The 24,388-nt window shown below is 68.2% G+C and carries 21 protein-coding genes; 7 read left to right on the forward strand and 14 right to left on the reverse strand.

The features are described from left to right. Window positions 1-262: 262 nt before the first annotated feature. Both AB0B64_RS12085 and AB0B64_RS12090 read right to left on the reverse strand, forming a co-directional pair. Window positions 263-1,219 (reverse strand): D-alanine--D-alanine ligase, encoded by a 957-nt coding sequence (locus AB0B64_RS12085; protein WP_357938150.1) that lies wholly within the window; start codon window positions 1,217-1,219, stop codon window positions 263-265. Between the two features lie 168 nt (window positions 1,220-1,387). After that, window positions 1,388-2,620, reverse strand: a complete 1,233-nt coding sequence (locus tag AB0B64_RS12090; RefSeq protein ID WP_357939724.1) for a PLP-dependent aminotransferase family protein — start codon at window positions 2,618-2,620, stop codon at window positions 1,388-1,390. Between the two features lie 268 nt (window positions 2,621-2,888). Between AB0B64_RS12090 and AB0B64_RS12095 the strand changes: the two genes are divergently transcribed. Beyond that, window positions 2,889-3,506, forward strand: coding sequence for a GNAT family N-acetyltransferase (locus AB0B64_RS12095; RefSeq protein ID WP_357938148.1), 618 nt, complete (start codon window positions 2,889-2,891; stop codon window positions 3,504-3,506). Between the two features lie 91 nt (window positions 3,507-3,597). On the opposite strand, the gene trxA is transcribed toward AB0B64_RS12095, so the two are convergent. From trxA to AB0B64_RS12135, 8 genes are all read right to left on the reverse strand, one after another. Beyond that, window positions 3,598-3,912, reverse strand: a complete 315-nt coding sequence (trxA, locus tag AB0B64_RS12100; RefSeq protein WP_225300927.1) for a thioredoxin — start codon at window positions 3,910-3,912, stop codon at window positions 3,598-3,600. Between the two features lie 10 nt (window positions 3,913-3,922). Beyond that, entirely contained in the window at window positions 3,923-4,855 is a 933-nt protein-coding gene (trxB, locus tag AB0B64_RS12105) for a thioredoxin-disulfide reductase (RefSeq protein WP_357939722.1), read from the reverse strand. Between the two features lie 147 nt (window positions 4,856-5,002). After that, window positions 5,003-5,881, reverse strand: a complete 879-nt coding sequence (locus AB0B64_RS12110; RefSeq protein ID WP_357938146.1) for a zf-HC2 domain-containing protein — start codon at window positions 5,879-5,881, stop codon at window positions 5,003-5,005. Then, window positions 5,871-6,506, reverse strand: coding sequence for an RNA polymerase sigma factor SigM (sigM, locus tag AB0B64_RS12115; protein WP_357938144.1), 636 nt, complete (start codon window positions 6,504-6,506; stop codon window positions 5,871-5,873). The genes AB0B64_RS12110 and sigM overlap by 11 nt, the downstream gene beginning before the upstream one ends. A 16-nt stretch (window positions 6,507-6,522) precedes the next feature. Continuing rightward, entirely contained in the window at window positions 6,523-8,037 is a 1,515-nt protein-coding gene (locus tag AB0B64_RS12120; RefSeq protein WP_357938142.1) for a protein kinase family protein, read from the reverse strand. A 166-nt stretch (window positions 8,038-8,203) separates the two neighbouring features. After that, a complete protein-coding gene (gene murJ, locus AB0B64_RS12125) occupies window positions 8,204-9,817 on the reverse strand; it encodes a murein biosynthesis integral membrane protein MurJ (protein WP_357938140.1) in 1,614 nt (537 codons plus the stop codon). Then, on the reverse strand, window positions 9,814-11,934 hold the full coding sequence (locus AB0B64_RS12130; protein ID WP_357938138.1) for a DUF6049 family protein: 2,121 nt from the start codon (window positions 11,932-11,934) through the stop codon (window positions 9,814-9,816). Before AB0B64_RS12130 ends, murJ begins: the two co-directional genes overlap by 4 nt. Window positions 11,935-11,981: 47 nt before the next feature. After that, on the reverse strand, window positions 11,982-12,428 hold the full coding sequence (locus AB0B64_RS12135; RefSeq protein WP_358176922.1) for a YbaK/EbsC family protein: 447 nt from the start codon (window positions 12,426-12,428) through the stop codon (window positions 11,982-11,984). 227 nt (window positions 12,429-12,655) lie between these two features. Between AB0B64_RS12135 and AB0B64_RS12140 the strand changes: the two genes are divergently transcribed. Next, a complete protein-coding gene (locus tag AB0B64_RS12140) occupies window positions 12,656-14,077 on the forward strand; it encodes a CCA tRNA nucleotidyltransferase (RefSeq protein WP_357939720.1) in 1,422 nt (473 codons plus the stop codon). 36 nt (window positions 14,078-14,113) lie between these two features. On the opposite strand, the gene AB0B64_RS12145 is transcribed toward AB0B64_RS12140, so the two are convergent. Further along, entirely contained in the window at window positions 14,114-15,403 is a 1,290-nt protein-coding gene (locus AB0B64_RS12145; RefSeq protein WP_358176751.1) for an MFS transporter, read from the reverse strand. Window positions 15,404-15,500: 97 nt separating this feature from the next. Here AB0B64_RS12145 and idi point away from each other — a divergent pair, with 97 nt between their 5' ends. Continuing rightward, window positions 15,501-16,097, forward strand: a complete 597-nt coding sequence (gene idi / locus AB0B64_RS12150) for an isopentenyl-diphosphate Delta-isomerase (RefSeq protein WP_357939718.1) — start codon at window positions 15,501-15,503, stop codon at window positions 16,095-16,097. A 56-nt stretch (window positions 16,098-16,153) separates the two neighbouring features. On the opposite strand, the gene AB0B64_RS12155 is transcribed toward idi, so the two are convergent. Both AB0B64_RS12155 and AB0B64_RS12160 read right to left on the reverse strand, forming a co-directional pair. Next, on the reverse strand, window positions 16,154-17,233 hold the full coding sequence (locus tag AB0B64_RS12155) for an inositol-3-phosphate synthase (RefSeq protein ID WP_357938133.1): 1,080 nt from the start codon (window positions 17,231-17,233) through the stop codon (window positions 16,154-16,156). A gap of 13 nt (window positions 17,234-17,246) precedes the next feature. Further along, on the reverse strand, window positions 17,247-17,828 hold the full coding sequence (locus AB0B64_RS12160; protein ID WP_357655325.1) for a PadR family transcriptional regulator: 582 nt from the start codon (window positions 17,826-17,828) through the stop codon (window positions 17,247-17,249). Between the two features lie 133 nt (window positions 17,829-17,961). On the opposite strand from AB0B64_RS12160, the gene AB0B64_RS12165 reads away from it, so the two are divergent. The 4 genes from AB0B64_RS12165 (at window position 17,962) to AB0B64_RS12180 (ending at window position 23,536) form a co-directional block, all read left to right on the forward strand. Next, window positions 17,962-18,348, forward strand: coding sequence for a DUF5318 family protein (locus tag AB0B64_RS12165; RefSeq protein ID WP_357938131.1), 387 nt, complete (start codon window positions 17,962-17,964; stop codon window positions 18,346-18,348). Between the two features lie 300 nt (window positions 18,349-18,648). Next, window positions 18,649-21,153 carry a transglycosylase domain-containing protein gene (locus AB0B64_RS12170; RefSeq protein ID WP_358176753.1) on the forward strand — a complete coding sequence of 835 codons (2,505 nt, stop codon included), beginning with the start codon at window positions 18,649-18,651 and terminating at the stop codon, window positions 21,151-21,153. Beyond that, window positions 21,150-22,469: a glycosyltransferase 87 family protein gene (locus AB0B64_RS12175; protein WP_358176756.1), complete on the forward strand. Its 1,320-nt coding sequence runs from the start codon at window positions 21,150-21,152 to the stop codon at window positions 22,467-22,469. The genes AB0B64_RS12170 and AB0B64_RS12175 overlap by 4 nt, the downstream gene beginning before the upstream one ends. 2 nt (window positions 22,470-22,471) lie before the next feature. Beyond that, complete coding sequence (locus AB0B64_RS12180; RefSeq protein WP_357938125.1) at window positions 22,472-23,536, forward strand: mannosyltransferase family protein; 1,065 nt, start codon at window positions 22,472-22,474, stop codon at window positions 23,534-23,536. 63 nt (window positions 23,537-23,599) lie between these two features. Here AB0B64_RS12180 and AB0B64_RS12185 read toward each other — a convergent pair whose 3' ends face one another. Next, complete coding sequence (locus AB0B64_RS12185) at window positions 23,600-24,343, reverse strand: deoxyribonuclease IV (RefSeq protein WP_357938123.1); 744 nt, start codon at window positions 24,341-24,343, stop codon at window positions 23,600-23,602. Window positions 24,344-24,388 lie beyond the last annotated feature (45 nt).

A 24,388-nucleotide genomic window follows, 5' to 3' on the forward strand; every position in this document is an offset into this window, starting at 1 on the left:
GAAGTGGAGCTACGCCCGGTATTGGGTCCGCGAAGGCGAAGCGGCCTTGGGCCATGCGAAGCCGAGGTGCGCTCGGTGTTGGGTGTGCGGAGGCGAGGTACCTCCGACGCGGGGCATGCGGGAAGGCCACACAGGGCAAAGGCCAGCCCTGCAAACACCAGCGGGGCAGAGGCCAGCCCTGCAAAACGGAGGTAGGGGTCGTACCCCAGGGTTGAAGATGGCGTGAGGTCAGTGCCAGGGGACAGCGGGGGAGGCGTAGACGTCAAGCGTGTACGCGGGAGGCGGCGTTCTGGAGGAGGATGCGGCAGAGGTCGCCCAGGTCTTGGCCCGCGGCCTCCGCCGCCATCGGCAGCAGCGACGTCTCCGTCATCCCGGGGGCCACGTTGACCTCCAGGAAGTGGGGCTTGTCTGAGGCGTCGACGATGAGGTCGGTGCGGGAGATGTCCCGGAGGCCCAGGGCGGTGTGGGCCGTCACGGCGGTTTCGGCGCAGGCCGCGGCCGCCTCGGCGGAGAGGCGGGCCGGCGCGAAGAACTCGGTGTGGCCGGCGGTGTAGCGGGCCGCGTAGTCGTAGACGCCCTCGTCCGGGACGATCTCGACGGCGGGCAGGGCGATCGGGCCGTTGCCCAGGTCGACGACCGAGACCGCTACTTCGACGCCCGCCACGTAACGCTCGATCAGCGCCGTGTCGCCGTACGCGAAACAGCCGACCATCGCGGCCGGGAGCTCTTCGGCGGTGCGGACGATCGAGGCGCCCAGGGCGGAGCCGCCACGGGCGGGCTTGACGAACAGGGGGAGGCCGAGATGCGCCACGATGCGGCCCAGGACGACCGTGGCGCCGAGGTCGTGGAAGGTCTCCTTGGGCAGGGTGACCGACTCGGGGGTGCGCAGGCCGACCGAGCGTACGACGCCCTTGGCGGTCGGCTTGTCGAAGGCGACGCGGCAGGCGTCGGGGTCGGCGCCGACATAGGGGACGTTCAGCAGTTCGAGGATGGAACGGATGGCGCCGTCCTCACCCGCGCCGCCGTGCAGCGTGACGAAGACCGCGTCCGGTGGGTCGGCCAGGATGGACGGCACGAGGGACGCGTCGGTGTCGCGGGCCTCCACGTCGATGCCGGCCGCCCGCAGCACCTCACTCACCCGGCGACCGGAGCGCAGGGACACCTCCCGTTCGTATGAGAGGCCCCCGGCCAGCACGAGCACGTGGCCCAGATCGCTCATTTGTTCTCCTCCGCTGATCGCACGCTGTCCAACCGTACCGGGGCTGGGGTGGAATGGTGTACGGCAGGCGCTTTCTACCGTGCGGGCTATGACCAACGGAATGCATAGATATGCACTGCGAGGGGAAGAGCCGGCGTCCCAACCGAGACGCCGGCAGGCAAGAGAGGATCAGGCCAGGTCAGGCCCGGGCGTGTCCACGCCCGCATGCCCCCGGGCCGACCCCGTCCCGAACGTGTCCCGCAGCTGGATCTCCTGCTCGATCACCCCAGCCAACCGCCGGACCCCTTCCCGAATCCGGTCCGGCTCAGGGAAGCAGTAGGACAGCCGCATCTGCCGGGCCCCGCTCCCATCGGAGAAGAACCCGGTCCCCGGCACGAACGCCACCCGTTCCGCCACCGCCCGCGGCAGGATGGCCTTCGAGTCCAGGCCCTCCGGCAGCGTCGCCCACACGAAGAACCCCCCGGCCGGTCGTGTCCAGGTGACCTCGGGGGGCATGAGCGCCGAGAGCGCGTCGAGCAGCGTGTCACGTCGCTCGCGATAGAGCTCCCTGAACGTTTTGATCTGCTCCTGCCACGGCTGCGTGGCGAGGTACTGGCCCACGGCCAGCTGGGTGAAGGACGAGTGCGACAGTACGGCCGACTCCATGGCCAGCACGAGCTTGTCGCGGACGGCGTGCGGCGCCAGCGCCCAGCCGACCCGGAACCCAGGGGCGAGCGTCTTGGAGAACGACCCGAGATAGACCACGCCGTCGGGATTGTCAGCCCGCAGCGCGCGCATGGGCTCGCCGTCGAAGCCGAGCAGCCCGTACGGGTTGTCCTCGATGATCAGGACACCGGCCCGCTGGCAGATGTCGAGCACCTGCTGCCGCCGCGCCAGGTTCAGGGTGACACCGGCGGGGTTGTGGAAGGTCGGGATCGTGTAGAGGAACTTGATCGGGGCGCCCGCGGTCTCCAGCGCGTAGATGGTCTGCGCGAGAGACTCGGGAATGATGCCCTGATCGTCCATGGCGATATGCACCACTTTGGCCTGATAAGCGGCGAATGTGCCGAGGGCGCCTACGTACGACGGGCCTTCGGCCAGCACCACGTCACCCGGGTCGATGAAGATCCGGGTGACCAAATCAAGCGCTTGCTGCGAACCTACGGTGACGACCACGTCGTTCGCCCCGGCCTGGATCCCCTCCAGCCGCATCACGTCGCAGATCTGCTCGCGCAGGTGCGGATCGCCCTGGCCGGAGCCGTACTGCAGCGCGACGGGACCGCGCCTGGTGACCAGATCGGACACCAGCTCGCCGACCATGTCGAGGGGGAGGGCCGTGACGTACGGCATGCCGCCGGCGAGCGAGACCACCTCGGGCCTCGACGCGACGGCGAAAAGAGCTCGGATCTCGGAGGCGACCATCCCGGTAGCTCGTGCGGCGTACCGATCGACGTAGGCATCGATGCGCGACCCTTGGGTCGCGGGCGTCTGACCGTGATCCAGCTCTCCTGTCACGGTCCACCTCCTTGGTGTCATTTGTCGCTGAACTACCAGATTACGGCAGTCGGACATGTCGGCTGTGACCGGGCTCGACCGTCGTGGTACCCGATGGCGGGACGTCACTGGGCTACGATGCCAGCTGGGGACGCGTTTTTCGCGCGCTTTTCCGGGTCAACGATTGGGGCCGTAGTTGTCGCGTCGGCTGGTCAACATAACCCTGGACAATCTGGACGATCTGCCGCGCCGCTGCCGGCGGTGCGTCTTTTGGGAGCTCGACCCCGTCAGCGGGGAGCGCGCGATCGACTCCGGTGGTCCAGAGCTGGAGAAAGAGGCATGGATCTCCGGCACGCTGCTCGAATGGGGCAGCTGCGGCAAGATCGTGTACGTCGACGGGGTGCCCGCCGGCTTCGTCATTTACAGCCCGCCGCTCTACAGCCCCCGCTCGGTGGCCTTTCCCACCTCGCCGGTCAGCGCAGACGCGGTGCTGCTCATGACCGCGCACATCATTCCGGAGTTCTCGGGCGGCGGTCTGGGCCGGATGCTGATCCAGGGCGTGGCCAAGGACCTGACGCGACGTGGCGTGAAGGCCATCGAGGCGTTCGGCGACCTCAAGTGGGAGGAGCCGAGCTGCGTGGTCCCGGCCGAATACCTGCTGTCCGTGGGCTTCAAGACGGTACGCCCGCATCTGCGCTTCCCCCGGCTCCGGCTGGAGCTGAAGACGGCCGTCTCGTGGCGCGAGGACGTCGAGGTGGCCCTGGAGCGCCTACTCGGCTCCATGAGCCCGGAACGCGCCCTTCGCCCCGTCTGACGCCATCTCAAGGACGCCAAAGGCGAACAGGCAGAAGCCCCCTGAGCGAACCATCGCCAGGGGGCTTCTCACTGAAACGCTGCGGGCGTCGTCAGATGATGCCCTCGAGCTCGCGCAGCAGCATGGCCTTCGGCTTGGCGCCGATGATCTGCTTCACGACCTCTCCACCCTTGTAGACGTTCAGGGTGGGGATCTGGAGCACACCGTAGTCGCGCGGGACATCCGGGTTCTCGTCGATGTTGAGCTTGACGATCTCCAGCTTGTCGCCGTGCTCCTTGGCGATCTCCTCGAGGATGGGCGATACCTGACGGCATGGGCCGCACCACTCGGCCCAGAAGTCAACGAGCACGGGCTTGTCGCTCTTGAGGACCTCGGCCTCGAAGGTGGCGTCGGTTACTGCCTTCACGGTGCGCTCCTTAGTTTTCGTTCGAGGCCAGCCAGCGCTCGGAGTCGAGTGACGCCGAGCAGCCGGTGCCGGCCGCGGTGATGGCCTGCCGGTAGATGTGGTCGACGACGTCGCCCGCGGCGAAGACGCCGTCGATGTTGGTCGCCGTGCTGGGCGCGTCGACCTTGACGTAGCCGTCGTCGTCGAGGTCGATCTGGCCCTTGACCAGCTCGCTGCGCGGGTCGTGGCCGATCGCCAGGAACAGCGCGTCGGTGGCCAGCTCGCATTCCTCGCCGGTCTTGAGGTTGCGCAGCTTGACGGCCTCGACCTTGTCGGCGCCGAGGACGTCGACGACCTCGCTGTCCCAGATGAAGCGGATCTTGTCGTTCGCGAACGCCCGCTCCTGCATGATCTTGCTGGCGCGCAGTTCGTCACGGCGGTGCACGACAGTGACCATGCGGCCGAAGCGGGTCAGGAACGTGGCCTCCTCCATCGCGGTGTCACCACCGCCGACGACCACGATGTCCTTGTTGCGGAAGAAGAAGCCGTCACAGGTGGCACACCAGGAGACGCCCCGCCCGGACAGGCGCTTCTCGTTGGGCAGGCCCAGCTCGCGGTAGCCGGAGCCCATCGCCAGGATGACCGACTTGGCGTAGTAGGTCTCGCTGTGGGTCTTGATCACCTTGGGATTGGCCTCAAGGTCCACTTCGAGTACGTCGTCCGCGACCAGCTCGGCGCCGAACCGCTCGGCCTGCTTACGCAGGTTGTCCATCAGATCGGGGCCCATGATGCCGTCGGGGAAACCGGGGAAGTTCTCGACATCGGTGGTGTTCATCAACGCGCCGCCCGCCGTCACCGAGCCCTCGAAGACCAGCGGCTTGAGCTCGGCGCGCGCGGAGTAGACGGCCGCCGTGTATCCAGCGGGGCCGGATCCAATGATGATCACGTTACGCACGTCGCTCAACGCTCTCACGCCTTCCTAGTCTGCTCTTGCCTGTCGCCTCAACAGATCCTAGGCCGCCGTGATTCCCGGCCCCGTCCTCAACGCACGCCGAAAACGAAAGAGCCCGCCGAAGCGGGCTCTGACGTGGGCGTTCAAGGGATCACCGACCTACCAGCGCCCCACCATGGGCTTACGCAGGCTCTTGCAGTTGAACGGGTCGACGATGTCGACGCGGAGCGTCTTGGCCGCCTTGTTCTTCCAGGAGGTCATGATGATGGCCTCCGACCCGTTGAACTGGCCCTGGTCGACCGCGAATACCTTGAGCTTCGTACGGTTGGCCACCCGGCTGACGCACTTGTCGACCACGTCGATCTCCGAGGAACCGCCACCCGCTATGGGCGCGGGCCCGAAGATGCCTTCGAGCGGCTGCCGCAGCTCCTGTTCGCTGTAGTTGTGCCCGCTGTCCGTCAGCGCGTACGGCCTGGGCCGCACCTCCGCCTTGGGCGGAGGCGGCGACGCCTGAGCGGTCTGCAACTGCTTCCCGCTGGCGATGGTGCCACCACCACCCGCGAGCAGGCTGGTGGAGAGCACTGCGGTGCCCACCACAGCCGCCGCGGCAGCAGCGGCGACCGCGGGCATCGCCCATCGGCGCCGTCGTGCGGCCGTGTGCTTGGCAGGGACGATGGTGCCGTCGTCGGAGACCACCCCGAGGCGTACCGGCTCCGGCTCCCGCGGGGATTGCTCCCATGGGGAGTCCCGCATGAGCTCATCCCAGTTGGGGGGTTCCGCCAGGCCGACACCACCCCCGCGCGCGGATCCCGCCTCGGCGGCCAGCGCCTTGTCGATGCGCAGTGCGACTCCCATCGGCATGGCCGGTGTCGGAGTCGCCGCGAGCACCTCGCGAACCGCTGCCAGGTCGGCCAGTAGCTCCCCACAGGGGTCGCATACCGCGAGATGCTCGCGGACCTGGCGGGCCGTGCCAGCGTCTAGGAGACCCTCGGCCAACTCGGCCAGGATTTCCAGATCGTAGTGCGTATCACCCGTCACGAAGTTCTGCTCCCTTCGCGGATGAGACGCGACTGAGGTCCGATCGGTTCCGCAGATGCGAAAGAATTGGGGCAAGTTTCGCGCGCCCCCGCGCGCACCGGCTCTTCACCGTCCCGCTGGGCACTTCAAGCACCTGAGCTGCGTCTTCGACCGAATAGCCCATCATGTCGACGAGCACCAGCGCGGCGCGCTGGTCGGTCGGAAGCAGTTTCAGCGCGGCCGAAACCTCCATCGAAACCTCACGCTCACCCGTCTGGTCGGGCATCGGCGTGTCACGCTCGGCGGCCTCGATGAGCTCGTCATCGGCGACCGGTCTGACGGACTTGCGGCGCATCCGGTCGAGGCAGGCGTTCACCACGATCCGGTGCAGCCAGGTCGTGACCGCGGCCTCGCCGCGGAACGTGCTCGCCTTCCGGTAGGCGGAGACGAAGGCGTCCTGCACCGCGTCGGCCGCTTCGTCGGGATCGCCCAGCGTGCGCAGGGCCACGGCCCACATGCGGTCACGGTGTCTCTTGACGATCTCGCTGAAGGCGTGAGGATCCCCGTTGATGTGCGCGGTCAGCAGCTCGGCGTCGGTGACGGCGGGCCGCTCCGCGGAGGAGGGTGGCTCGGGTGGGGAGTTCACAAGAGGGATTCCTGGGTTATGCCGATCCGGGAGAATGCACCACTACTTCATAGATGGTGCCATGAAACTTGCCCGCATCTGCCGGAAGACGGGTAAACCAGATCAAAACGTACCTGCCGCTTGCGGCTTGATCAGGCTTCAAGGTGATCTTTCCGGACCCGTTCTTCTCCTTGGTGACGGTCTTCAGCGAGCCCAGCTCAGGCGAATCGCCGACCTTCAGCTCGACGCTCGCGCCCGATGCATCGGCCAGCGTAGCCACCACGTCGCCGATCGGCATGCTCTTGCCCATATCGAGCAGCAATCCCACCCCGGCCTTGAGGTTGCCCAGGTCGGCGCTGTTGTAGTTCTCCGTTTTCCAGAGCGTGCTGGGCTTGCCGTCGATGGCGAGCGGCGCCATCTCGTTCTTCTCATCCCGGTCGGCGAGCGGATCGAAGCCGGTCGCCTTCTCCGGCTTCACGACGACCATCGGCTGCGCCGACGCGGAGGCCGAGGCGCTCGGGGAGGTCTCCGCCTGCGGGGAGTTCGGACTGCCCAGACTGCGGCCGATCGTCCAGGCACCGACGCCGACCGCGGCGATGACGAGCAGCACCACGACGGTCATCAGCACCCGGTTGATCATGCTGCCGCCGCTGGGTGCGCGGGGCGGCATGGGCCTGGGCTGCGTCGGCAGAGGCGGGCGCGGCGGGCGCCGCTCGGTCTCGATGCCCTCGGAGTGCGAGACCGACTGCACCGCCGGCGTCTGGGGATAGGCGATCGGGATCGGCATGGGCCGGGCCACGTTGGCGAGCGCGTCGGCGATCTCGGACGGGCTGGACAGGGCGGCCTGCCCCTTGCGGGACTCGGGCAGGCAGGACCTGATGGTGACCGCGTCGAGATATCCGGGCACTCCGGCGGTGACCTGGCGGGGCGTGCAGAAGTGCCCGTCGATCATCGGCGCCGTGGGCAGACCGCCCTCCTCCTCGTCGCCCGGCCAGTGGCCGGACAGCCCCGCGTACAGCAGGCGGCCCAGCCCTTCGGCGTCGTCGAGGGCGGGCTGGTCGGTGGTGAGCCCGGACAGGGCGGCGTCGACCGCGACGCCGAGCACCTTGACCGTGTTGCCGGTCGTCCACACCAGGTGCGCCGGGCGCAGGCACAGGTGATAGAGGTCGGCCTCATGCGCGTGGGCCAGCGCCTCGGCGGCCTCGGCGACCAGGCCGGCGGCCCGCTCCGGCTCCAGCGGGCCGGCCGCGAGCAGGTCGGACAGGGTGTCGCCGGTGACCCACTCGCTGACCACGTACGAGTGATCGTCGTGCTCGGCGGCGTCGAACACCTGCGTCAGGCGCGGATCGGTGAGCCTGCTGGCGGCGCGGGCGGCCGTGACCACCTCGTGGACGCGGGGAAAGTCAGGGGAGAAGGTGTGGACCGCGACGGGGCGGGCGAGGATCTCGTCGATGGCCTTCCACAGGGTGGCTCCATCGGACTCGGTCACCCGGTCCTCCAGCCGGAAGCGTTCGGCGAGACGGGTGCCGGGTTCGACCGACGACGTGCTCACTGACTCACTCCGCTCGGCCGCTCGGGGGTGCTCATGACTCGACTCACCTGCGTGGGGGTGTACCACGTAGGCACGCTATGCCGGGTGGATCCGCCCACGCCCCTCCTGCTTCCATTCGCGCCGTGTCGGCACCATGCTAGTGCCGCGCCGGTTCCACCCGCGTTCCTTACCTGCCTACCCGCCCGGCAACCATCCCAACGATCGAGTTGATCTCCGGGATGCGCATGCGATGGGCGACTCCCAGATACAACAGCATGCCCAGACCGCCGCCCACGGCCAAGGCGATCACCGAGTTGAGGAAGGTGAGCCCGCCGAACACATCCTGAACCGCCCAGACGGCCACCAGCGCCAGTGCCGCCGCGGGCAGTGCGGACAGGTACATCCTCGTCAGAGCCGTCCCGATCTTCCAGCCCCCCAGCCCCTTGACCCGGCGGGCGGCGAGAATCCAGGCGCCGCCGGCCCCGATGGTGTAGGCGACGGCGTAGGCGAAGGCCAACCCCATCACCGCGTACCGAGCCGGCAGCAGGACGTTGAAGACTACCATCAGCAGCGCGTTGACCGCCGTCGTCGCCGCGCCCACGTAAACGGGCGTCCGGGTGTCGCCGAAGCTGTAGAAGACCCGCAGCAGCAATTGGAAGATCGAGAACGGCACCAGCGCCAGGCCGTAGACCTGCAGCACGTTGCCGATGTAGACGGCCGCGTCGGCCGAGGTGACGCCGTGGGCGTACAACGGCACGGTGATCGCCGGGCCGAGCACCATCAGCAGCAGCGACACCGGGACCATCACCGAGCTGATGAGTCGCACGCTCGACCCGAACTCTGAGCGGACCTCGTCGAGCTGCCCCGCTTCTACCGCCCGGCTCATCCTGGGCAGCATGGCCGTGATCACCGAGACGCCGATGACGCCGTAGGGCAGCTGGAAGAGCTGGAAGGCCAGCGTGTACGGGCTGATGCCGTGGCCGGGCACCGCATCGCCCGCCGCGCTGGACAGGTTGGTCGTCAGCATGAAGCCGAGCTGCGTGACCACCACGTAGCCGATGGTCCAGATCCCGGCCCGGCCCATCTCGCCGAGCCGCGCGTTGCGCACGTCGAAGCGCGGGACGAAGGAGAACCCGATCCGCTTGAGCGCGACGATCAGCACGGCGGCCTGCGCCACGATGCCCGCCGTGGTGCCCAGGCCGAGCAGCGCGATCTGGCCGTTGGTGACCAGGCCGATGTCGCCGCCCGCCTTGCCGGCCACCACCATGTAGAGCACGAGCACACAGATGACCACGAGGTTGTTGATCACCGGCGCCCACATGGGAGCCGCGTAGCGGTCACGCGTGTTGAGAATGGCCCCGGCCACCGCGCCGACGCCGAAGAAGGCCAGCTGCGGCAGGATGAACCGGGCCAGCAGCACCGCGACCTCGAACTTGCGGCTGCCGGGCAGCCAGTCGGTGGTGTAGAGGTCGATGAGCAGGGGGGCCGCCAGCACGGCGAGCACGGCGACGACCAGCAGCGCCGCCGTGGCCAGCGTCATGAGGCGCTGCTCATAGGCCCGGCCGCCGTCGTAGTCGCGCTGCTGCGCCTTGACGATCATCGGCACCACGACGCTGCTGAGCACGCCGAGCAGCAGTAGGTCGAGAATGCTGTATGGAATCGCGTACGCGGCGTTGTAGGCGTCACCCATGGCCAAGGTGCCGATCGCGGAGGCGAGCACCATCGTCCGCACGAATCCCGTGACCCTGGACACCATCGTGCCCGCCGCCATGATGGCGCTGGCCCGCAACATGCGGCTCATACGGTCTCACTCTCCCGGCTCTTGGCGGCCCGAGCGAGCCGTCGCTGCGATCTGCGCCGTAGCACCCGTGTCACGACCGCGGCGAGCATGACCGCCAGCGCCGCCCCGACGATGACCAGGGCGATCCCCGTGTAGCCGGTGGTGCGGATCGTCAGCTTGACCGGCTTGCCGTACGGCAGACCGTTCCTGGTCATCAGCTGGACGCTCACCGTGGCGTCACCGCTCGTTGTCGCGTTCATCCCCACCTGGACGCCGCCATTTTGATCGTTGGGGATCGTCAGCAGCTTCTTGGACGGCGTGGGGTTGATCTGGAGGACACCGGGATTGTTGCTCTTCACGTCGATGTAGAGAGCGATAGTCTCACCGATCGAATTCTTCACGCTGATGGGCACCTGGCCGTTGCTCCCGGCCAGCTGGCGCAGCTGGTCGGGGTCGGCCCCGGTGATCGAGATCTTGTTCATCTGGGTCTGAACGGCCCCGTCGACCAGCTTGGTGGCGGCGCGGCCCGCACGCGTGTTGTTGCGCCAGGACGAGGAGGCCAGCCTGAGCACCGCGGCGTCGAAGTCGGAGTGCGGCTTGGGCTCGGCCGCGATCAGGGCGGTGAGCTGTGCCTTCTCGGCCACTTTCTTGAGCGGGGCGAGGTACTTGGCGCTGAGCTCGTCCTTGCGGTCCTGGTCGGTGTAGGTGAGCGCGGCCCTGGGCACGGACGCCTTGCTCGGCTTGAGCGAGCCGAGCTGGGTCAGCGTCAGCCACGGCAGCCGGTTCGCGGTCTTGAGCAGAGTGTTGACCAGCTTCGGGTTCGGGTCCCAGCGGCGCGAGGGTGCGATGACCAGCGACCGGGGATTGGTCTGGCCAGGCTCGGAGGCGACCATCGCGGTCTCGGCGATGAAGCGCTGCTTGCTCAGGAAGACCGAGCCCGGCGCGGTGGAGTCGGGCTCGAAGGTGCGCGTGAGCTCCGCGTCGGCGACCAGCGCGGTGACCGGCCCCTCGACGCTGTCGAGCGTGGTGACGGCGTCGGGCGTGAACGCGACCGGCGGCTGCGGCGGCAGGTTCGTGGAGTTGAGCAGGACCCGGTCGACCTTGGAGACGTTGAGCAGGTCGAGCGCGTCGGGATCGAGCACGCCCGCGACCGGCCAGTTCGTCGTCAGCGACACGTCGCGCTTGAGCAGCTCCGTGGCGACCTGGCCGCCCATCGCGATCGCCGTGGCGGTCTGGCCGTCCAGCCCCTGGTGGGCGAGCGCGGCGACGTCGGGATCGGCGTAGGGCGTGGCCACGACCGGGGAGGAGGCCAGCGCGGTGCGCAGCGAGTTGAGCCACTGCGCGGCGTTGGGGTCGGCGGCCTGGTCCTTGCCCTTGAGCCGGTGCTTGCGGGACAGAGCCTGCGCGTCGTCGAGGAGCGCGGGGTCCACGAACCAGGTGACGCTCTTGTGCGCCGTGGCGGCGATGCCGGCCAGCTCGGCGAGCCGGCCCTTGCCGGTCAGCTGCGGGCCCAGCTTGTCGTCGACGAAGTTGTCGTTCTCGGCGCGATGCGTCTGGTCGATGATGGGCAGCGCGATGGCCAGCCGGTTGCGCGGCAGTTTCTGCGGGGTCGGCGGCGCGTACGTCAGGTAGGTGCGCTGCGGCGTGGAGATCGACGCACCGAAGCGGGCCACGTCGACGGCGATCGGATAGACACCGAACGACGTCAGCCCGAGCTGCACGGGTGTCGCCAGGAGCTCGAAGGTCTTGGAGGCACCCGCCTCCAGCGCCGGGATGTCCATGAAGGAGACCTGCGTAGAGAGCCTCGTGGGCAGGGTCGCCGGGTTCTGGTCGGTCTGGTAGGCGGACATGGTGGCCCGGTCGGGGAACTTCTGCGGCTGGTAACGCAGCTGGACCCGCAGGCTGGTCATCGCCTCGCCCGTGTCGTTGCGGACCACTCCGGCGATCTTGATCTGCGTGGTCTGGCTCGTAGGCACATCGGGCGTGATGGACGTGATCGACACGTCCATCGACTGCCTGTTCGCCTTCCCGGCGGCCGTGCCCGGCGTCTTCGTGGCAGCAGTACTCGGCGTCGTCGCGGCCATGGGCGCGAGCAACGCGGCGGACAGTACGGCGAGCAGCGAGACCTTACGGATCACGCGTCCGCCCGAGCTGGAGTACGACGCACGCCCGCAATGGTACGGGCTCAGTGCCGTATCGCGACCGCCTGGCGGGATCCTCTGGGCCTCGGGATCCGCAGGTTCACGGTCTTGCCGGGCAGGAGTGTCAGCAGGTCAAGGGCGCGCATGGAGAGGGCCGTGTGGCGTTCCCCGGTGGCCGTGAAGATCGCGTCGGCATCGGCGCGGAGGCGGTCGTCCACCGCCACGGCCAGGCCCTCGGGCAGCAGCAACGGGCTGACGAGCCCGGCCGCGTAGTCGGTGGCGGAATTGACCAGAAAGTCGGGGGCGAGGCGTACCTGCCGCACGCCGAGCGCGCCGCAGACGGCCCCGGCCTGCGGTGGGTCCGAGACGGCGGAGACGACGGCGACGACGACCTCGCGGCCGATTCTCGTGGCGACCTCGAACACCGTGACCGCCACGCACCGCCCGGGCGCGGCGGAGACCGCCTCGGGCAACTCGTCCACGCAAGTCATGGGGCGAGGAAGGCGTACGATCTCATGATGGACCTGGTGTGCGAGGAGCCAGCGGTGGATCGCGAGGGCGTCCTTCATAGAAGACCTCCTGGCCTGGTTCCATGGCCCCCGACGGTCCCCTGACCGACGGTAACCCCGACTGGATATTGCTCGGGGGATATGTTCCGGAATCAAAGGACCTACCCAGCTTGTCCGACTCAAATCTGACCGAAAGCCAGCAGCGGGCCATGACCGACCTGTTCCGTAAGATCGCTCCGGTGGCCGACGAGCTTGGCCGGTTGTTCGCCGCGCATGGGCACGAGCTGGCCCTCGTCGGCGGCCCGGTGCGCGACATCCTGCTCGGCCGCGTGGGCAACGATCTCGACCTGACCACCGACGCCAGGCCCGAACGGGTCCTGGAAATGGTCCGTGATTGGGCTGATTCGGTCTGGACGATCGGCATCGACTTCGGCACGGTCGGCGTGCGGAAGGGCGGCTCGCTGCTGGAGATCACCACCTACCGCAGCGAGTCGTACGACCCCAAGTCCCGCAAGCCGGAGGTCATGTACGGCGAGACGCTGGAGGCCGACCTGGAGCGGCGCGACTTCGCGGTCAACGCGATGGCCGTGCGGCTGCCGGGGCACGCGTTCGTCGACCCCTACGGCGGCCTGACCGACCTGTCGGCCAAGCTGCTGCGCACGCCGGGCACGCCCGAGCAGTCCTTCGACGACGACCCGCTGCGCATGCTGCGCGCCGCCAGGTTCGCCTCGCAGCTCGGCTTCACGGTCGACGCCAAGGCCCTCGCGGCGATGACCGACATGGCCGAGCGCATCGAGATCGTCTCGGCCGAGCGCATCCGTGACGAGCTCGACAAGCTGATCTGCGGCACCTACCCGCGCGAGGGCCTGCGCCTGCTGGTCGAGACCGGGCTGGCCGCGCACGTGCTGCCCGAGCTGCCCAAGCTGCGCCTGGAGATCGACGAGCACCACCGGCACAAGGACGTCTACGAGCACACGCTGACCGTCCTCGACCAGGCCATCGCCCAGGAGGACGACGGCAAGCCCGACCGGATCCTGCGCTGGGCCGCGCTGCTGCACGACATCGGCAAGCCCAAGACGCGGCGGCACGAGGCGGGCGGGCGGGTCTCCTTCCATCACCACGAGGTGGTGGGGGCGCAGATGGCCAAGAAGCGCATGACCGAGCTCAAGTTCCCCAAGGACGTGGTGGCCGACGTGTCGCAGCTGGTGGAGCTGCACCTGCGCTTCCACGGTTACGGCACGGGCGAGTGGACCGACAGCGCGGTGCGCCGCTATGTGCGCGACGCCGGTCACCTGCTCGACCGGCTCCACAAGCTGACCAGGGCCGACTGCACGACGCGCAACAAGCGCAAGGCGGCCACGCTGTCGCGTACGTACGACCAGCTAGAGGAGCGCATCGCCCGGCTGGCCGACGAGGAGGAGCTGGCCAAGATCCGCCCGGAGCTCGACGGCAACGAGATCCAGCGGATCCTCGGCGTCGGTCCCGGCCCGATCGTCGGGCGGGCGTACAAGTTCCTGCTGGAGCTCCGCCTGGACAAGGGGATGGTCGGCAAGGAGACCGCCACCGAGGCGCTGCTGGAGTGGGCGCGGGAGAGCGGTGCGTCACCGGCCGGCGACACGACGCCGGCTTGATCTCAGCAGGAGGCCGTGGCGCGGCGCCCCGGATGATCAGCGGGAGGCCGTGGCGCGCGGCGTCGGGATGATCATCCGGTAGATCAGTGCGCCCGCCAGGTAACCGGCCGTCACGATCACCACGGCCGCGTAGGACTTGCCGTTGGCCGGCAGGATCGCCGCGGACAGGGCGGCCGCCAGCACGTACATGCCGTTGAACAGCATGTCGTAGATCGAGAAGGCCCGGCCCAGGTAGGCGTCCTCCACGTCGCGCTGGACCGTGACGTCGGCGCAGATCTTGACGCTCTGCCCGGCGATGCCGAGCACGAACCCGGCGATCGGCAGGCTCCACGTCTGGAACGGCACGACCAGCACCGCCGTGAGCACGCCGGCCACGACCAGCGCGATCGGTACCCACCGCTCGATCGTGAACCGCGCGGTGGCCCACGGAGTGACGATCACCGCGAGGAAGAAGCCAACACCCGAGGTGGCCACGACCAGGCTGAGCCCACGCAGCGCCACCTCGGAGTCGCCGCCGGAGAAGTAGTAGCGGTAGAGGATGATGCCGAGCGCGGTGGCCATGCCGTACATGAACCGGTGTGTCGCCATCGCGCCCATAGTGGCGGCGGCCGTACGGTGGCCCACCAGGTGCTTGGCGCCGTCGACGAGGCCGATGAGCACGTTGCGCACGGCCTCGCGGGCTTGCGGCCGCTCGGGGTCGAAGGAGGGGCCGAGCAGCGAGCGCTCCATGGTGCGGGCGATCAGCGCGCTCATCCCGGCGACCACGCCCGAGACGACCAGCAGCAGCGCCACGCCGAAGTCGCCGCTGCCGAACAGCTCACGCAGCAGGAAGCCCACCCCGGCGCCGAGAAAGGTGAAAACCGTGCCCGAGGTGGGCGTGACCGCGTTGGCGGCCATCAGCCGGTCTTCCGGCACCACGTGCGGCAGCGACGCGCCGAGGGCGGCCAGGAAGAACCGGTTGGCGGCGAGCACGCCGAGCGCGGCCGCGTAGAAGACCGTGTCGGGCACGTCGGCGGCGACCAGCGCCGCCGCCACGACCAACAGCGCGCCGCGCACGATCGGCGCGATGACGAGGATCTGCCGCCGCGACCAGCGGTCGATGAAGACGCCGACGAACGGGCCGAGAATGCTGTACGGCAGCAGCAGCACGGCCAGCCCGGCCGCCACCTGCAGAGCCGTGGTCTGCGTCTCCGGGCTGAAGAAGGCGAACCCGACCACGGCGAACTGGAAGACCCCGTCGGAGAACTGGGAGACCAGCCGGGTGGCGAACAGCCGTCGGAAGTCCCTGCCCTTCAGGACCACGCGAAGATCGGCGACGAATGACACGCAGTCAGCCTACTTCCGCCCGATTCACAGGTTGGTACAGCAGGCAGTCATTCGTCGCCAGTGGCCAACATGATCACGTACGCTTCGTAGCGTGACGATGGAAGAACACGTGGTGTTGGTCGACGGCGACGGCAACGCGATCGGCACCGCTCCCAAGAGCTCGGTGCACGGCCAGGAAACCCCGCTCCACCTGGCGTTCTCCAGTTACGTCTTCGACGAGGACAGCCGCGTCCTGCTGACCAGGCGCGCCGCGGGCAAACTGACCTGGCCGGGCGTGTGGACCAACAGCTGCTGCGGCCACCCGCTACCCGGCGAGCCGCTGAAGCACGCGGTCATCCGCAGGCTGTCCTACGAGCTCGGCCTGACGGTGGACCGGGTGGATCTCATGCTGCCGACGTTCACCTATCGCGCGGTCATGCCCAACGGCATCGTCGAACACGAGCTCTGCCCCGTCTACCGCGTGACGGTCGATGCCTCCGCCATCCCGAACCCGGACGAGGTTGACGAAATCCGGTGGATGCCCTGGAAGGAGTTCGCGGACGGCGTCCTGAGCACCCTGCTGGCGATCAGCCCGTGGTGCCGCGAACAGGTCCCCATGCTGAACGAACTGGGCACCAATCCCCTGGACTGGCGCCCGGCCTCGGTGGAGGAGCTGCCTCCGGCCGCCCGAAGCGCTGCCCGTACCGCTTTGTGAGATTTTGTGGGGCTTTGTGGGGCGCCGCGCGGAGTGCACGGCGCCGGACCACGGACCTATCTGTCCACTTCGCCGCGGATGAACTTCTCGACGTAGTCGCGCGCGTCGTCGTCCGAGTATTGGACCGGCGGCGACTTCATGAAGTAGGAGGACGCGCTCAGGATCGGTCCCGCGATCCCCCGGTCGAGGGCGATCTTGGCGGCGCGCACGGCGTCGATGATGATCCCCGCCGAGTTGGGCGAGTCCCACACCTCCAGCTTGTACTCCAGGGTGAGCGGCGTGTCGCCGAACGAGCGCCCCTCCAGCCGCACGAAGGCCAGCTTCCGGTCGTCGAGCCACGGCACGTGGTCCGACGGGCCGATGTGCACGTCGGCCTTGGCCATCTCGTGCGGGATCTGCGAGGTGACCGACTGCGTCTTGGAGATCTTCTTCGACTGGAGGCGCGTGCGCTCCAGCATGTTCATGAAGTCCATGTTGCCGCCGACGTTGAGCTGGTACGTGCGCAGCAGCTCGACCCCACGGTCCTCGAACAGCTTGGCCAGCACGCGGTGCGTGATGGTCGCGCCGACCTGCGACTTGATGTCGTCGCCGACGATCGGCACGCCGGCCGCGGTGAACTTCTCCGCCCATTCCGGGTCGGAGGCGATGAACACCGGCAGCGCGTTGACGAACGCCACCTTGGCGTCCAGCGCGCACTGGGCGTAGAACCGGTCGGCCGCCTCGGAGCCCACGGGGAGGTAGGACACCAGGACGTCCACCTGGCTCTCGCGGAGCACCTGGACGACGTCGACCGGCGACTCGTCGGACTCTTCGATGATCTCGCGGTAGTACTCGCCAAGTCCGTCGAAGGTATGGCCGCGCTGGACGATCACCCCGGTGGGCGGCACGTCCGCGAACTTGATCGTGTTGTTCTCGCTGGCGCCGATCGCCTCGGACAGGTCGCGGCCGACCTTCTTGGCGTCGACGTCGAACGCGGCGACGAACTCGACGTCGCCCACGTGATAGTCGCCGAACTTCACGTGCATCAGGCCCGGCACCCGTGTGGCCGGGTCGGCGTCCTTGTAATAGTGAACGCCCTGAACCAGTGACGCCGCGCAGTTGCCAACACCGACAATGGCCACGCGAACCGAACCCATCGCACTCGCTCCCTTACTCATCAGTTGATCTCTCGGGGTTCTCCTCAGAGGAGCCCCGTCTCTCTGTCGCGATCAGCTCGTTCAGCCACCGCACCTCGCGTTCGACCGATTCGAGCCCGTGACGTTGCAGTTCGAGCGTGTAGCTGTCGAGGCGCTCCCTGGTGCGGGCCAGGGCCGTGCGCACGCTGTCGAGGCGTTCCTCCAGGCGGCTGCGGCGGCCTTCGAGGATCCGCAGTCTCACCTCCGCCTCCGTGTGCCTGAAGAACGCGAAGTGGACGCCGAAACTCTCGTCCTCCCACGCGGACGGCCCTGCCTGCGTCAGCAGGTCCTGGAGCCGTTCCTTGCCCTCCGCGGTCAGCTTGTAGACGATCTTCGACCGGCCCCCGACGATCGCGGCGGGCGCCGGCTGCTCCTCCACGATGAGGCCCTGTTCGAGCAGTGAGCGCAGACAGGGGTAGAGCGACCCGTAGGAGAAGGCGCGGAACATGCCCAGCAAGGCATTGAGCCGTTTGCGCAGCTCATAGCCATGTAGCGGCGTCTCGTGCAGCGACCCGAGCACGGCCAGCTCCAGCACTCTGCCCTGCCCGCTGGCCACTGGAACCGCCCCCTCTCACGTCGATGTATCGAGCCGATACATCCCGATGATACGTCGCGCCGCTATATCGCCGCAATTAACGACTTTGCCAAGGCGTTGGGATGATTCAGCAAAACGCCGTAGTCTGGCGCTCATGTGGTCACAGGGAAAGGTGGTGGACTACGGCCTTGCCAAGCGGGCGGTGGTCGACTTCCCGCACCCCAGGTGTACGTCGCCTGGGGATATTCGTGACGCACAGTCGTACCTCCTTCGCGCGGCGCGCCACTTCGGCGAACCGACCGAACACCTCTGCCCGATGTGCGAGGGGGAGAACGTCACCAACGTGACCTACGTCTCCGGGGATTCCCCGGGACGCCATGCCGGTGAGGCAAAGGTCGCGTCGGAACTCGCCGATATGGCCCATGATTACGATGAGTTCCGGGTGTACGCCGTCGAGGTCTGTCAAGGTTGTTCCTGGAACCACCTGACGGTGTCGTTCGTCCTCGGCAACGGACCGCCGGACCGCGTCGGGCGACCGTAGAAGACCGAGGACGGCGAGGAGCCCCACGCCCATCCGCCGTGCTATCCGACGACGTTGTGAGGACGTGTGAGTAACAGCAGCAATGAGGGGACGGGTCGGCCTGGAAGGCGCCGTCGCTCCAACTCATCCCGTTCTGTGCCCCAAGACAATTCGCCGCAAACCGGCGAAGCAGGCTGGGGGGCGGCACAGCCTCAGCGTCGGCCGGAAGCCGCGTACGAGCAGACCGGCGCGATGGCCGCCCAGCCATACGCGGACCCCCAGCAGCCGGGCCCCCAGCAAATGGGCTCCCAGCGTCCGGGCATGCCGCAATCAGGCCCCCAACAGCCGGGTCCGGGCAGTCCCGGCCCCCGCCAGCCGGGTCGGCGCGAGGCCGCGCCGCGCGAGCCTGGGCGGCGCCAGGGCGGCCGTGAGCGCTCGCGCGGCGAAGGCGAATACGACACCCGCGCCCGCAGCAACCAGGAGACCATGATCAGCGACGCGCCCAGGCGGGCGCGCGGGCGCGGCTCCGGCGGACCCCAAGGGCCTGGCGGCCCCGGCGGCCCCGAGGGCCCTGAGCGGCCCAAGGACGAGCGGCCGAAGTGGCGCCGCTTCATCCCCAGCTGGAAGATCGTCATGGCCTCGATGACGGTCCTCGCGGCCGGCATCTTCGGCATGATCGCGGTGGCCTACGCCAACACCCCGGTGCCCGACGAGAACGACACGCAGGCCGGGGCGACCGCCCAGGGCAGCACCGTCTACTTCTCGGACGGCAAGAAGGTCATCGCCAAGCTCGGCACACCCCGGAAGATCATCCCGTACGAGCAGATGTCCGAGAAGCTCAGGGACGCCACGGTGGCCATCGAGAACGACACGTTCTACGAGGACTCCGGCATCTCCATCTCCGGCATGGCCCGCTCGCTGTGGATGACCGCGACGGGTCAGCAGTTGCAGGGCGCCTCGACGATCACCCAGCAGATGGCCCGCGGTTACTACGGCGGCCTCAGCTCGGAAGTCTCGATCAAGCGTAAGGTCAGCGAGATCTTCATCGCGGTCAAGCTCAACCAGACGAAGTCCAAAGAGGACATCCTTAAGACCTACCTCAACACCGTCAACTTCGGCCGGGCCTACGGCGTCGAGGCGGCAGCCCAGGCGTATTTCGGCAAGAGCAAGCATGCCTCGAACCTCACCCTGTCGGAGGCGGCCTACCTGGCCGCGCACATCCAGACGCCGAGCTGGGGCTCCGAGGACCCCGCGCTCAAATTCCGCTGGAAGACCGTCCTGGACTACATGGCCAAGCAGTGGCCGGACAAATACGCCGCGGAAGCGAAGACGGCGGAGTGGCCCAAGATCAAGAAGTCCAACACGGACAGCGCCTACGCGGGTCTCAACGGCTACATGCTCGAGGCGGTCACTCGGGAACTCGAGGCGCGCGGCATCACCATGGACGCCATCAAGAGCAGCGGCTACGAGATCGTCACCACCTTCGACAAGAGGCTCATGCAGGCCGCCAAGACCGCGGTGCAGGACGCGACGAAGAACATGTCGAAGGAGTTCCACACCAGTCTCGCCGCCGTTGACCCCAAGAACGGCCGCGTGGTGGCCTTCTACGGAGGCACTGACTACCTCAAGGACCCGTGGAACGAGCCCTTCGACTCGGCCAAGCAGGCCGCCTCCGCGTTCAAGCCCTACGTGCTGGCCGCATGGCTGAAGGCCGGATACTCGATCAACAGCTACGTACCGGGCAGCGTCACGGTGCCGAAGAAACTGCCGGGGCAGCAGCCCGGCGGTTTCAAGAACAGCCACAACGTGGGCGCCTCGATCGACGTGGTCAAGGCGACCGCGCAGTCCGTCAACACCGCCTACGTGTCGATGGCGTACGCGCTGCCCGAAAGGATCGACGACGTCAAGAGCCTCGTCGAGTCGGCCGGGTTCAGCCGGACGCGCATGGAGAAGGACGTCGATGACCACGGCTACGGGTTTGCCATCGGTAGCGCGCCGGTCACCGCCGTGGAGCAGGCGGCCGGATACTCGATCTTCGCCAACGCCGGCAAGTACACCAAATATCACGTGGTGAAGGAGATCAAGCTGAACGGGCAGGTCGCCTATCCCGAGCAGAAGTCCTCCAAGAACGTGATCAGCCCCGAGGCCGCCGCCGACGCGACGGTGGCCATGCAGGAGGTGCTGCGGAGCGGCACCGCGAGGGGCAAGGGCCTGGGCAACCGCCCGGCGGCGGGCAAGACCGGTACGAACAACGACGAGAAGGAAGCCTGGTTCGTCGGTTACACTCCGCAGCTGTCTACGGCGGTCGGTATGTACCGTGAGGTGTGCAAGACGAAGACCGGCAAGGTCGTCCAGCCCATCAACTCGAACTGCCCCCTCACCCCCAAGGGTCAGCCGCCATCCAAGAAGTACAACGTCAACAAGCCTTACACCAAGGCGTATGAGACCACGCTGCAGTTCGAGGGTGCGGACACGCCCACCACGATCTGGCGCGCGTTCATGACCGCCGCACTCCAGAACAAGCAGGTCGAGCAGTTCCCCACCAGGGCCGACATCGGGCAGCCGGAGAACATCGTGCCGAGCCCGACGCCCACGCCGACGCCCACCGAGGACGACCCGTCCCTTGAGGACGAGGACCCCAACGCCAACTGCGGCGTCGTCCCGCCGTGCACCGGCGACGACGACCAGATCATCACGGTCGACCCCAACCAGAACGGCGAGCCGCAGGACGACGGCGGCGGTTTCGACGGGCGGGGCCGCCAGAGCCAGGGGTCCAACCCGGTCATCGTTCCCGGTCCGATGCCGAGCAGACGCGAGGACTGGTGAAGTCGAGCACCGAGGTCCGCCCACCGCTCATGAACCGGGCCGTGCCGTACCTTCCCCTGGGGCTGTTCGCGGCCCTGGGGGCCACGCTCGCCTACATCGTGCGGCTGCCCTGCCGCACGGGCGGGTGGAACGACCAGGTCTCGACGTACACGAACTTCTGCTACACCGATATCTACCCGCTCTACTTCGACCGGCAGCTGGCGACGCAGAACCCCTACTTCGCCGACGTGCCGTTCGACAAGCACGTCGAATATCCGGTGGTCCTCGGCGAGGTCATGCAGGTGATCAGCTGGATCGCCCGCTGGCTGGAGCGCGACGTGGTCGCCCAGGCGGTCAGGTTCTACGACATCACTGTCATCCTGCTCGGCGTCTGCCTGGTGGTCGGCGTGCTGCTGATGGCGGCGGTGGCGGGACCGACCAGGCGGTGGGACGCGCTCTGGTACGCGCTCGCCCCGTCGATCGTCCTGGCCGCCTACATCAACTGGGACCTGGTCGCGGGCGCGCTGTCGATGGGCATGCTGCTGGCCTGGGCCCGGAAGCGGCAGGTGCTGGCCGGCGTGCTGCTCGGCCTGGCGATCGCGACGAAGTTCTACCCGATCATGTTCGTCGGCGCGCTCCTGCTGCTCACCATGCGCACCGCGCGATGGCGGCCGTTCCTCGTCACGATGGGGGCGACCGCCGGGTCATGGCTGGTGGTCAACGTGCCGTTCATGGTGCTGGCCTGGGACGGCTGGCGCCGCTTCTACGTCTTCTCCGAGGAACGCGGCGTCGACTGGGGCTCGCCCTGGCTGTTCTTCCAGAACAAGGGCTGGCCGGTCCTGGGTGACACCGACGTCAGCCGCCTGGGCATGGTCTCGCTGGGCCTGCTGTGCCTGGGCATCGCGGCCCTCACGCTGATGGCGCCGCGCCGGCCGAGACTGGCGCAGATCTGCTTCCTCGCGCTGGCCGCGTTCATGATGACGAACAAGGTGTGGTCGCCGCAGTTCGTCCTGTGGCTGGTGCCCTTCGCGGTGCTGGCCAGGCCCAACTGGAAGCCGATCGCGCTCTGGCAGGTCGCCGAGATCTGGTATTTCTGCGCGATCTGGCTCTATCTGCTCTCCCAGTCTCCGGTCAGCCGTCCCGACCTGGGCATCGGCGACAACACCTACTTCACCGCCGTATGGGGACGGGTCCTCACGATCGCCATCATGATGGCCTTCGTGGTACGTGACATCCTGCGTCCCGACAAGGACGTCATCCGGCAGACAGGCATCGACGACCAGGCCGGCGGCGTCTTCGACGGCGCGCCGGACCGGTTCACCCTGCGCCCGGCCTAGCCATGATCACCCGCTCGGCCGACCGCGACGCGACGCTCCTCTGGTTCGCCTCGCGCGGCGGGCTGCTGGTGGCGACCCTGCTCGGGGTCGCGCTGCACGACTATGTGGGCACGTGGCGGAAGTGGGACGCCGGGCTGTTCATCACGATCGCCGAGCACGGCTACGACGGCGATCCCGGCAGGCCGCCGGACGCCGGGCTGCCCGCGTTCTTCCCCGGACTGCCGCTGGCGATGCGGGTGGTCCACCTCGTGGTGCCGGACTGGACGGCCTGCGGGCTGATCGTCTCGCTGGTCGCCGGTCTGGTGGCGGTGGTGGCGCTGGCAAGACTGACGGAGTTCGAGGGCGGCTCGGGGTGGGCCGCAGTGGCCGGGCTGCTGCTGTTCCCGATGGCCGTCTTCCTGGTCGCCGGCTACAGCGAGGCGCTGTTCCTGGCGTTCGCGATCCCCGCCTGGCTGGCCGCCCGCCAGGGTCGTTGGCCGCTGGCCGCCGCCCTGGCCGCGGGCGCCTCCTGTGTACGCATCACCGGGCTGTTCCTGGCGGTCGCGCTGATCGTGGAGTTCCTCACCAGCAGGCAGCCCATCCGGCGGGCGCCGTGGCTGCTCGTCCCCTTCCTGCCGCTGGTGGCGTACTCCTTCTTCCACTACAGCCGCTCGGGAGATTGGCTCGCCTGGAAGCACGCCCAGGAGGCCGGGTGGGGACGGCAGATGGTGTGGCCGTGGCAGGCGTGGAGCACCACGTGGCAGTCGGCCATGGGCGTGGGTGACTTCGCGATCGCCTTCCGCATGGAGCTGGCCGGTGCGGTGGTGGCCGTGGCCGCGCTCGTCTGGCTGCTGGTCATGCGCCGGTGGAGCGAGCTGGTCTACACGGGGTTACAGGCGGGGGCGCTCATGACCTCCGCGTACTACCTGTCGATCCCGCGTTCGCTGTTGCTGTGGTTCCCGCTGTGGGTGGCTTTCGGCCGGCTGGTGGCCCGGTATCCATGGGTGATGGTGGTGTACGCCCTGGTGGCGGGGCCGCTCATGCTGCTCGACGTGGTCCGCTTCCTGAGCGGCGCCTGGGCAGGATGATCTCCATACCCACTTTCGGGACTCGGTAATCCAGGGAAGTTATCCACAGGCTGTGTGTATTCGCTAGAGGTTCTTCCTCAGGAACGCGATGTCGTCGGCCTGACCATCGCCGGGCGTCTCCACCACGATGGGCGCGGCGGCCGCGCGGCAGACCGCCAGGATGAGCTCGGGGTCGATCTTCCCGTTGCCCAGGTTGGCGTGCCGGTCGGCACCGGAGTCGAACTCGTCGCGCGAGTCGTTGCAGTGCACCAGGTCGATGCGGCCGGTGATCGCCTTGACCCGGTCGACCAGGTCGAGGAGCTCCTCACCGCCCGCGTGCGCATGGCAGGTGTCGAGGCAGAAGCCCACGTCGAAGCCGTCGAGGGCGTCCCAGAGCCGGGCGATGCGGTCGAGCCTGCGGGCTATCGCGTTGTCGCCGCCCGCGGTGTTCTCGATCAGCACCGGGATCGGGCACTCCATGCGCTCGAACACCTTGCGCCAGTTGTCGAACCCGATCTGCGGGTCCTCGTTCTTGTTGAGGTGGCCGCCGTGCACGATCAGGCCCTTGGCGCCGAGCCCGGCCGCCGCCTCCAGGTGCTGGGCGAGCAGCTTGCGGCTGGGGATCCTGATGCGATTGTTGGTGGTGGCGACGTTGATCAGGTAGGGCGCGTGGATGTAGATGTCGACGCCCTCGACCGGCTCGGCCGGCAGCACGGGCTTCTTGTAGCCCTGTGGATCGCCCAGGAAGAACTGCACCACCTCGGCCCCGATCGCGGCCGCGTGGGCGGCTGGGTCGTCCTGACCTACGTGAGCTCCGATGCGCACCATGTCACGAGCTTATCCGTTTGGAGCAGAGGGCTCAGGGAAGTCGCC

It is taken from the genome of Nonomuraea sp. NPDC049129 (genome assembly GCF_040648495.1).
In the GTDB taxonomy this organism is placed as follows: domain Bacteria; phylum Actinomycetota; class Actinomycetes; order Streptosporangiales; family Streptosporangiaceae; genus Nonomuraea.

Coding starts and splice junctions, on each gene's coding strand:
- AB0B64_RS12185 (WP_357938123.1), bottom strand. CDS start 24,343: ATGGTGCGCATCGGAGCTCACGTAGGTCAGGACGACCCAGCCGCCCAC.
- AB0B64_RS12170 (WP_358176753.1), top strand. CDS start 18,649: ATGCCGCAATCAGGCCCCCAACAGCCGGGTCCGGGCAGTCCCGGCCCC.
- AB0B64_RS12165 (WP_357938131.1), top strand. CDS start 17,962: ATGTGGTCACAGGGAAAGGTGGTGGACTACGGCCTTGCCAAGCGGGCG.
- murJ (WP_357938140.1), bottom strand. CDS start 9,817: ATGAGCCGCATGTTGCGGGCCAGCGCCATCATGGCGGCGGGCACGATG.
- AB0B64_RS12140 (WP_357939720.1), top strand. CDS start 12,656: ATGACCGACCTGTTCCGTAAGATCGCTCCGGTGGCCGACGAGCTTGGC.
- idi (WP_357939718.1), top strand. CDS start 15,501: ATGGAAGAACACGTGGTGTTGGTCGACGGCGACGGCAACGCGATCGGC.
- AB0B64_RS12155 (WP_357938133.1), bottom strand. CDS start 17,233: ATGGGTTCGGTTCGCGTGGCCATTGTCGGTGTTGGCAACTGCGCGGCG.
- AB0B64_RS12135 (WP_358176922.1), bottom strand. CDS start 12,428: ATGACTTGCGTGGACGAGTTGCCCGAGGCGGTCTCCGCCGCGCCCGGG.
- AB0B64_RS12090 (WP_357939724.1), bottom strand. CDS start 2,620: ATGGTCGCCTCCGAGATCCGAGCTCTTTTCGCCGTCGCGTCGAGGCCC.
- AB0B64_RS12180 (WP_357938125.1), top strand. CDS start 22,472: ATGATCACCCGCTCGGCCGACCGCGACGCGACGCTCCTCTGGTTCGCC.
- AB0B64_RS12085 (WP_357938150.1), bottom strand. CDS start 1,219: ATGAGCGATCTGGGCCACGTGCTCGTGCTGGCCGGGGGCCTCTCATAC.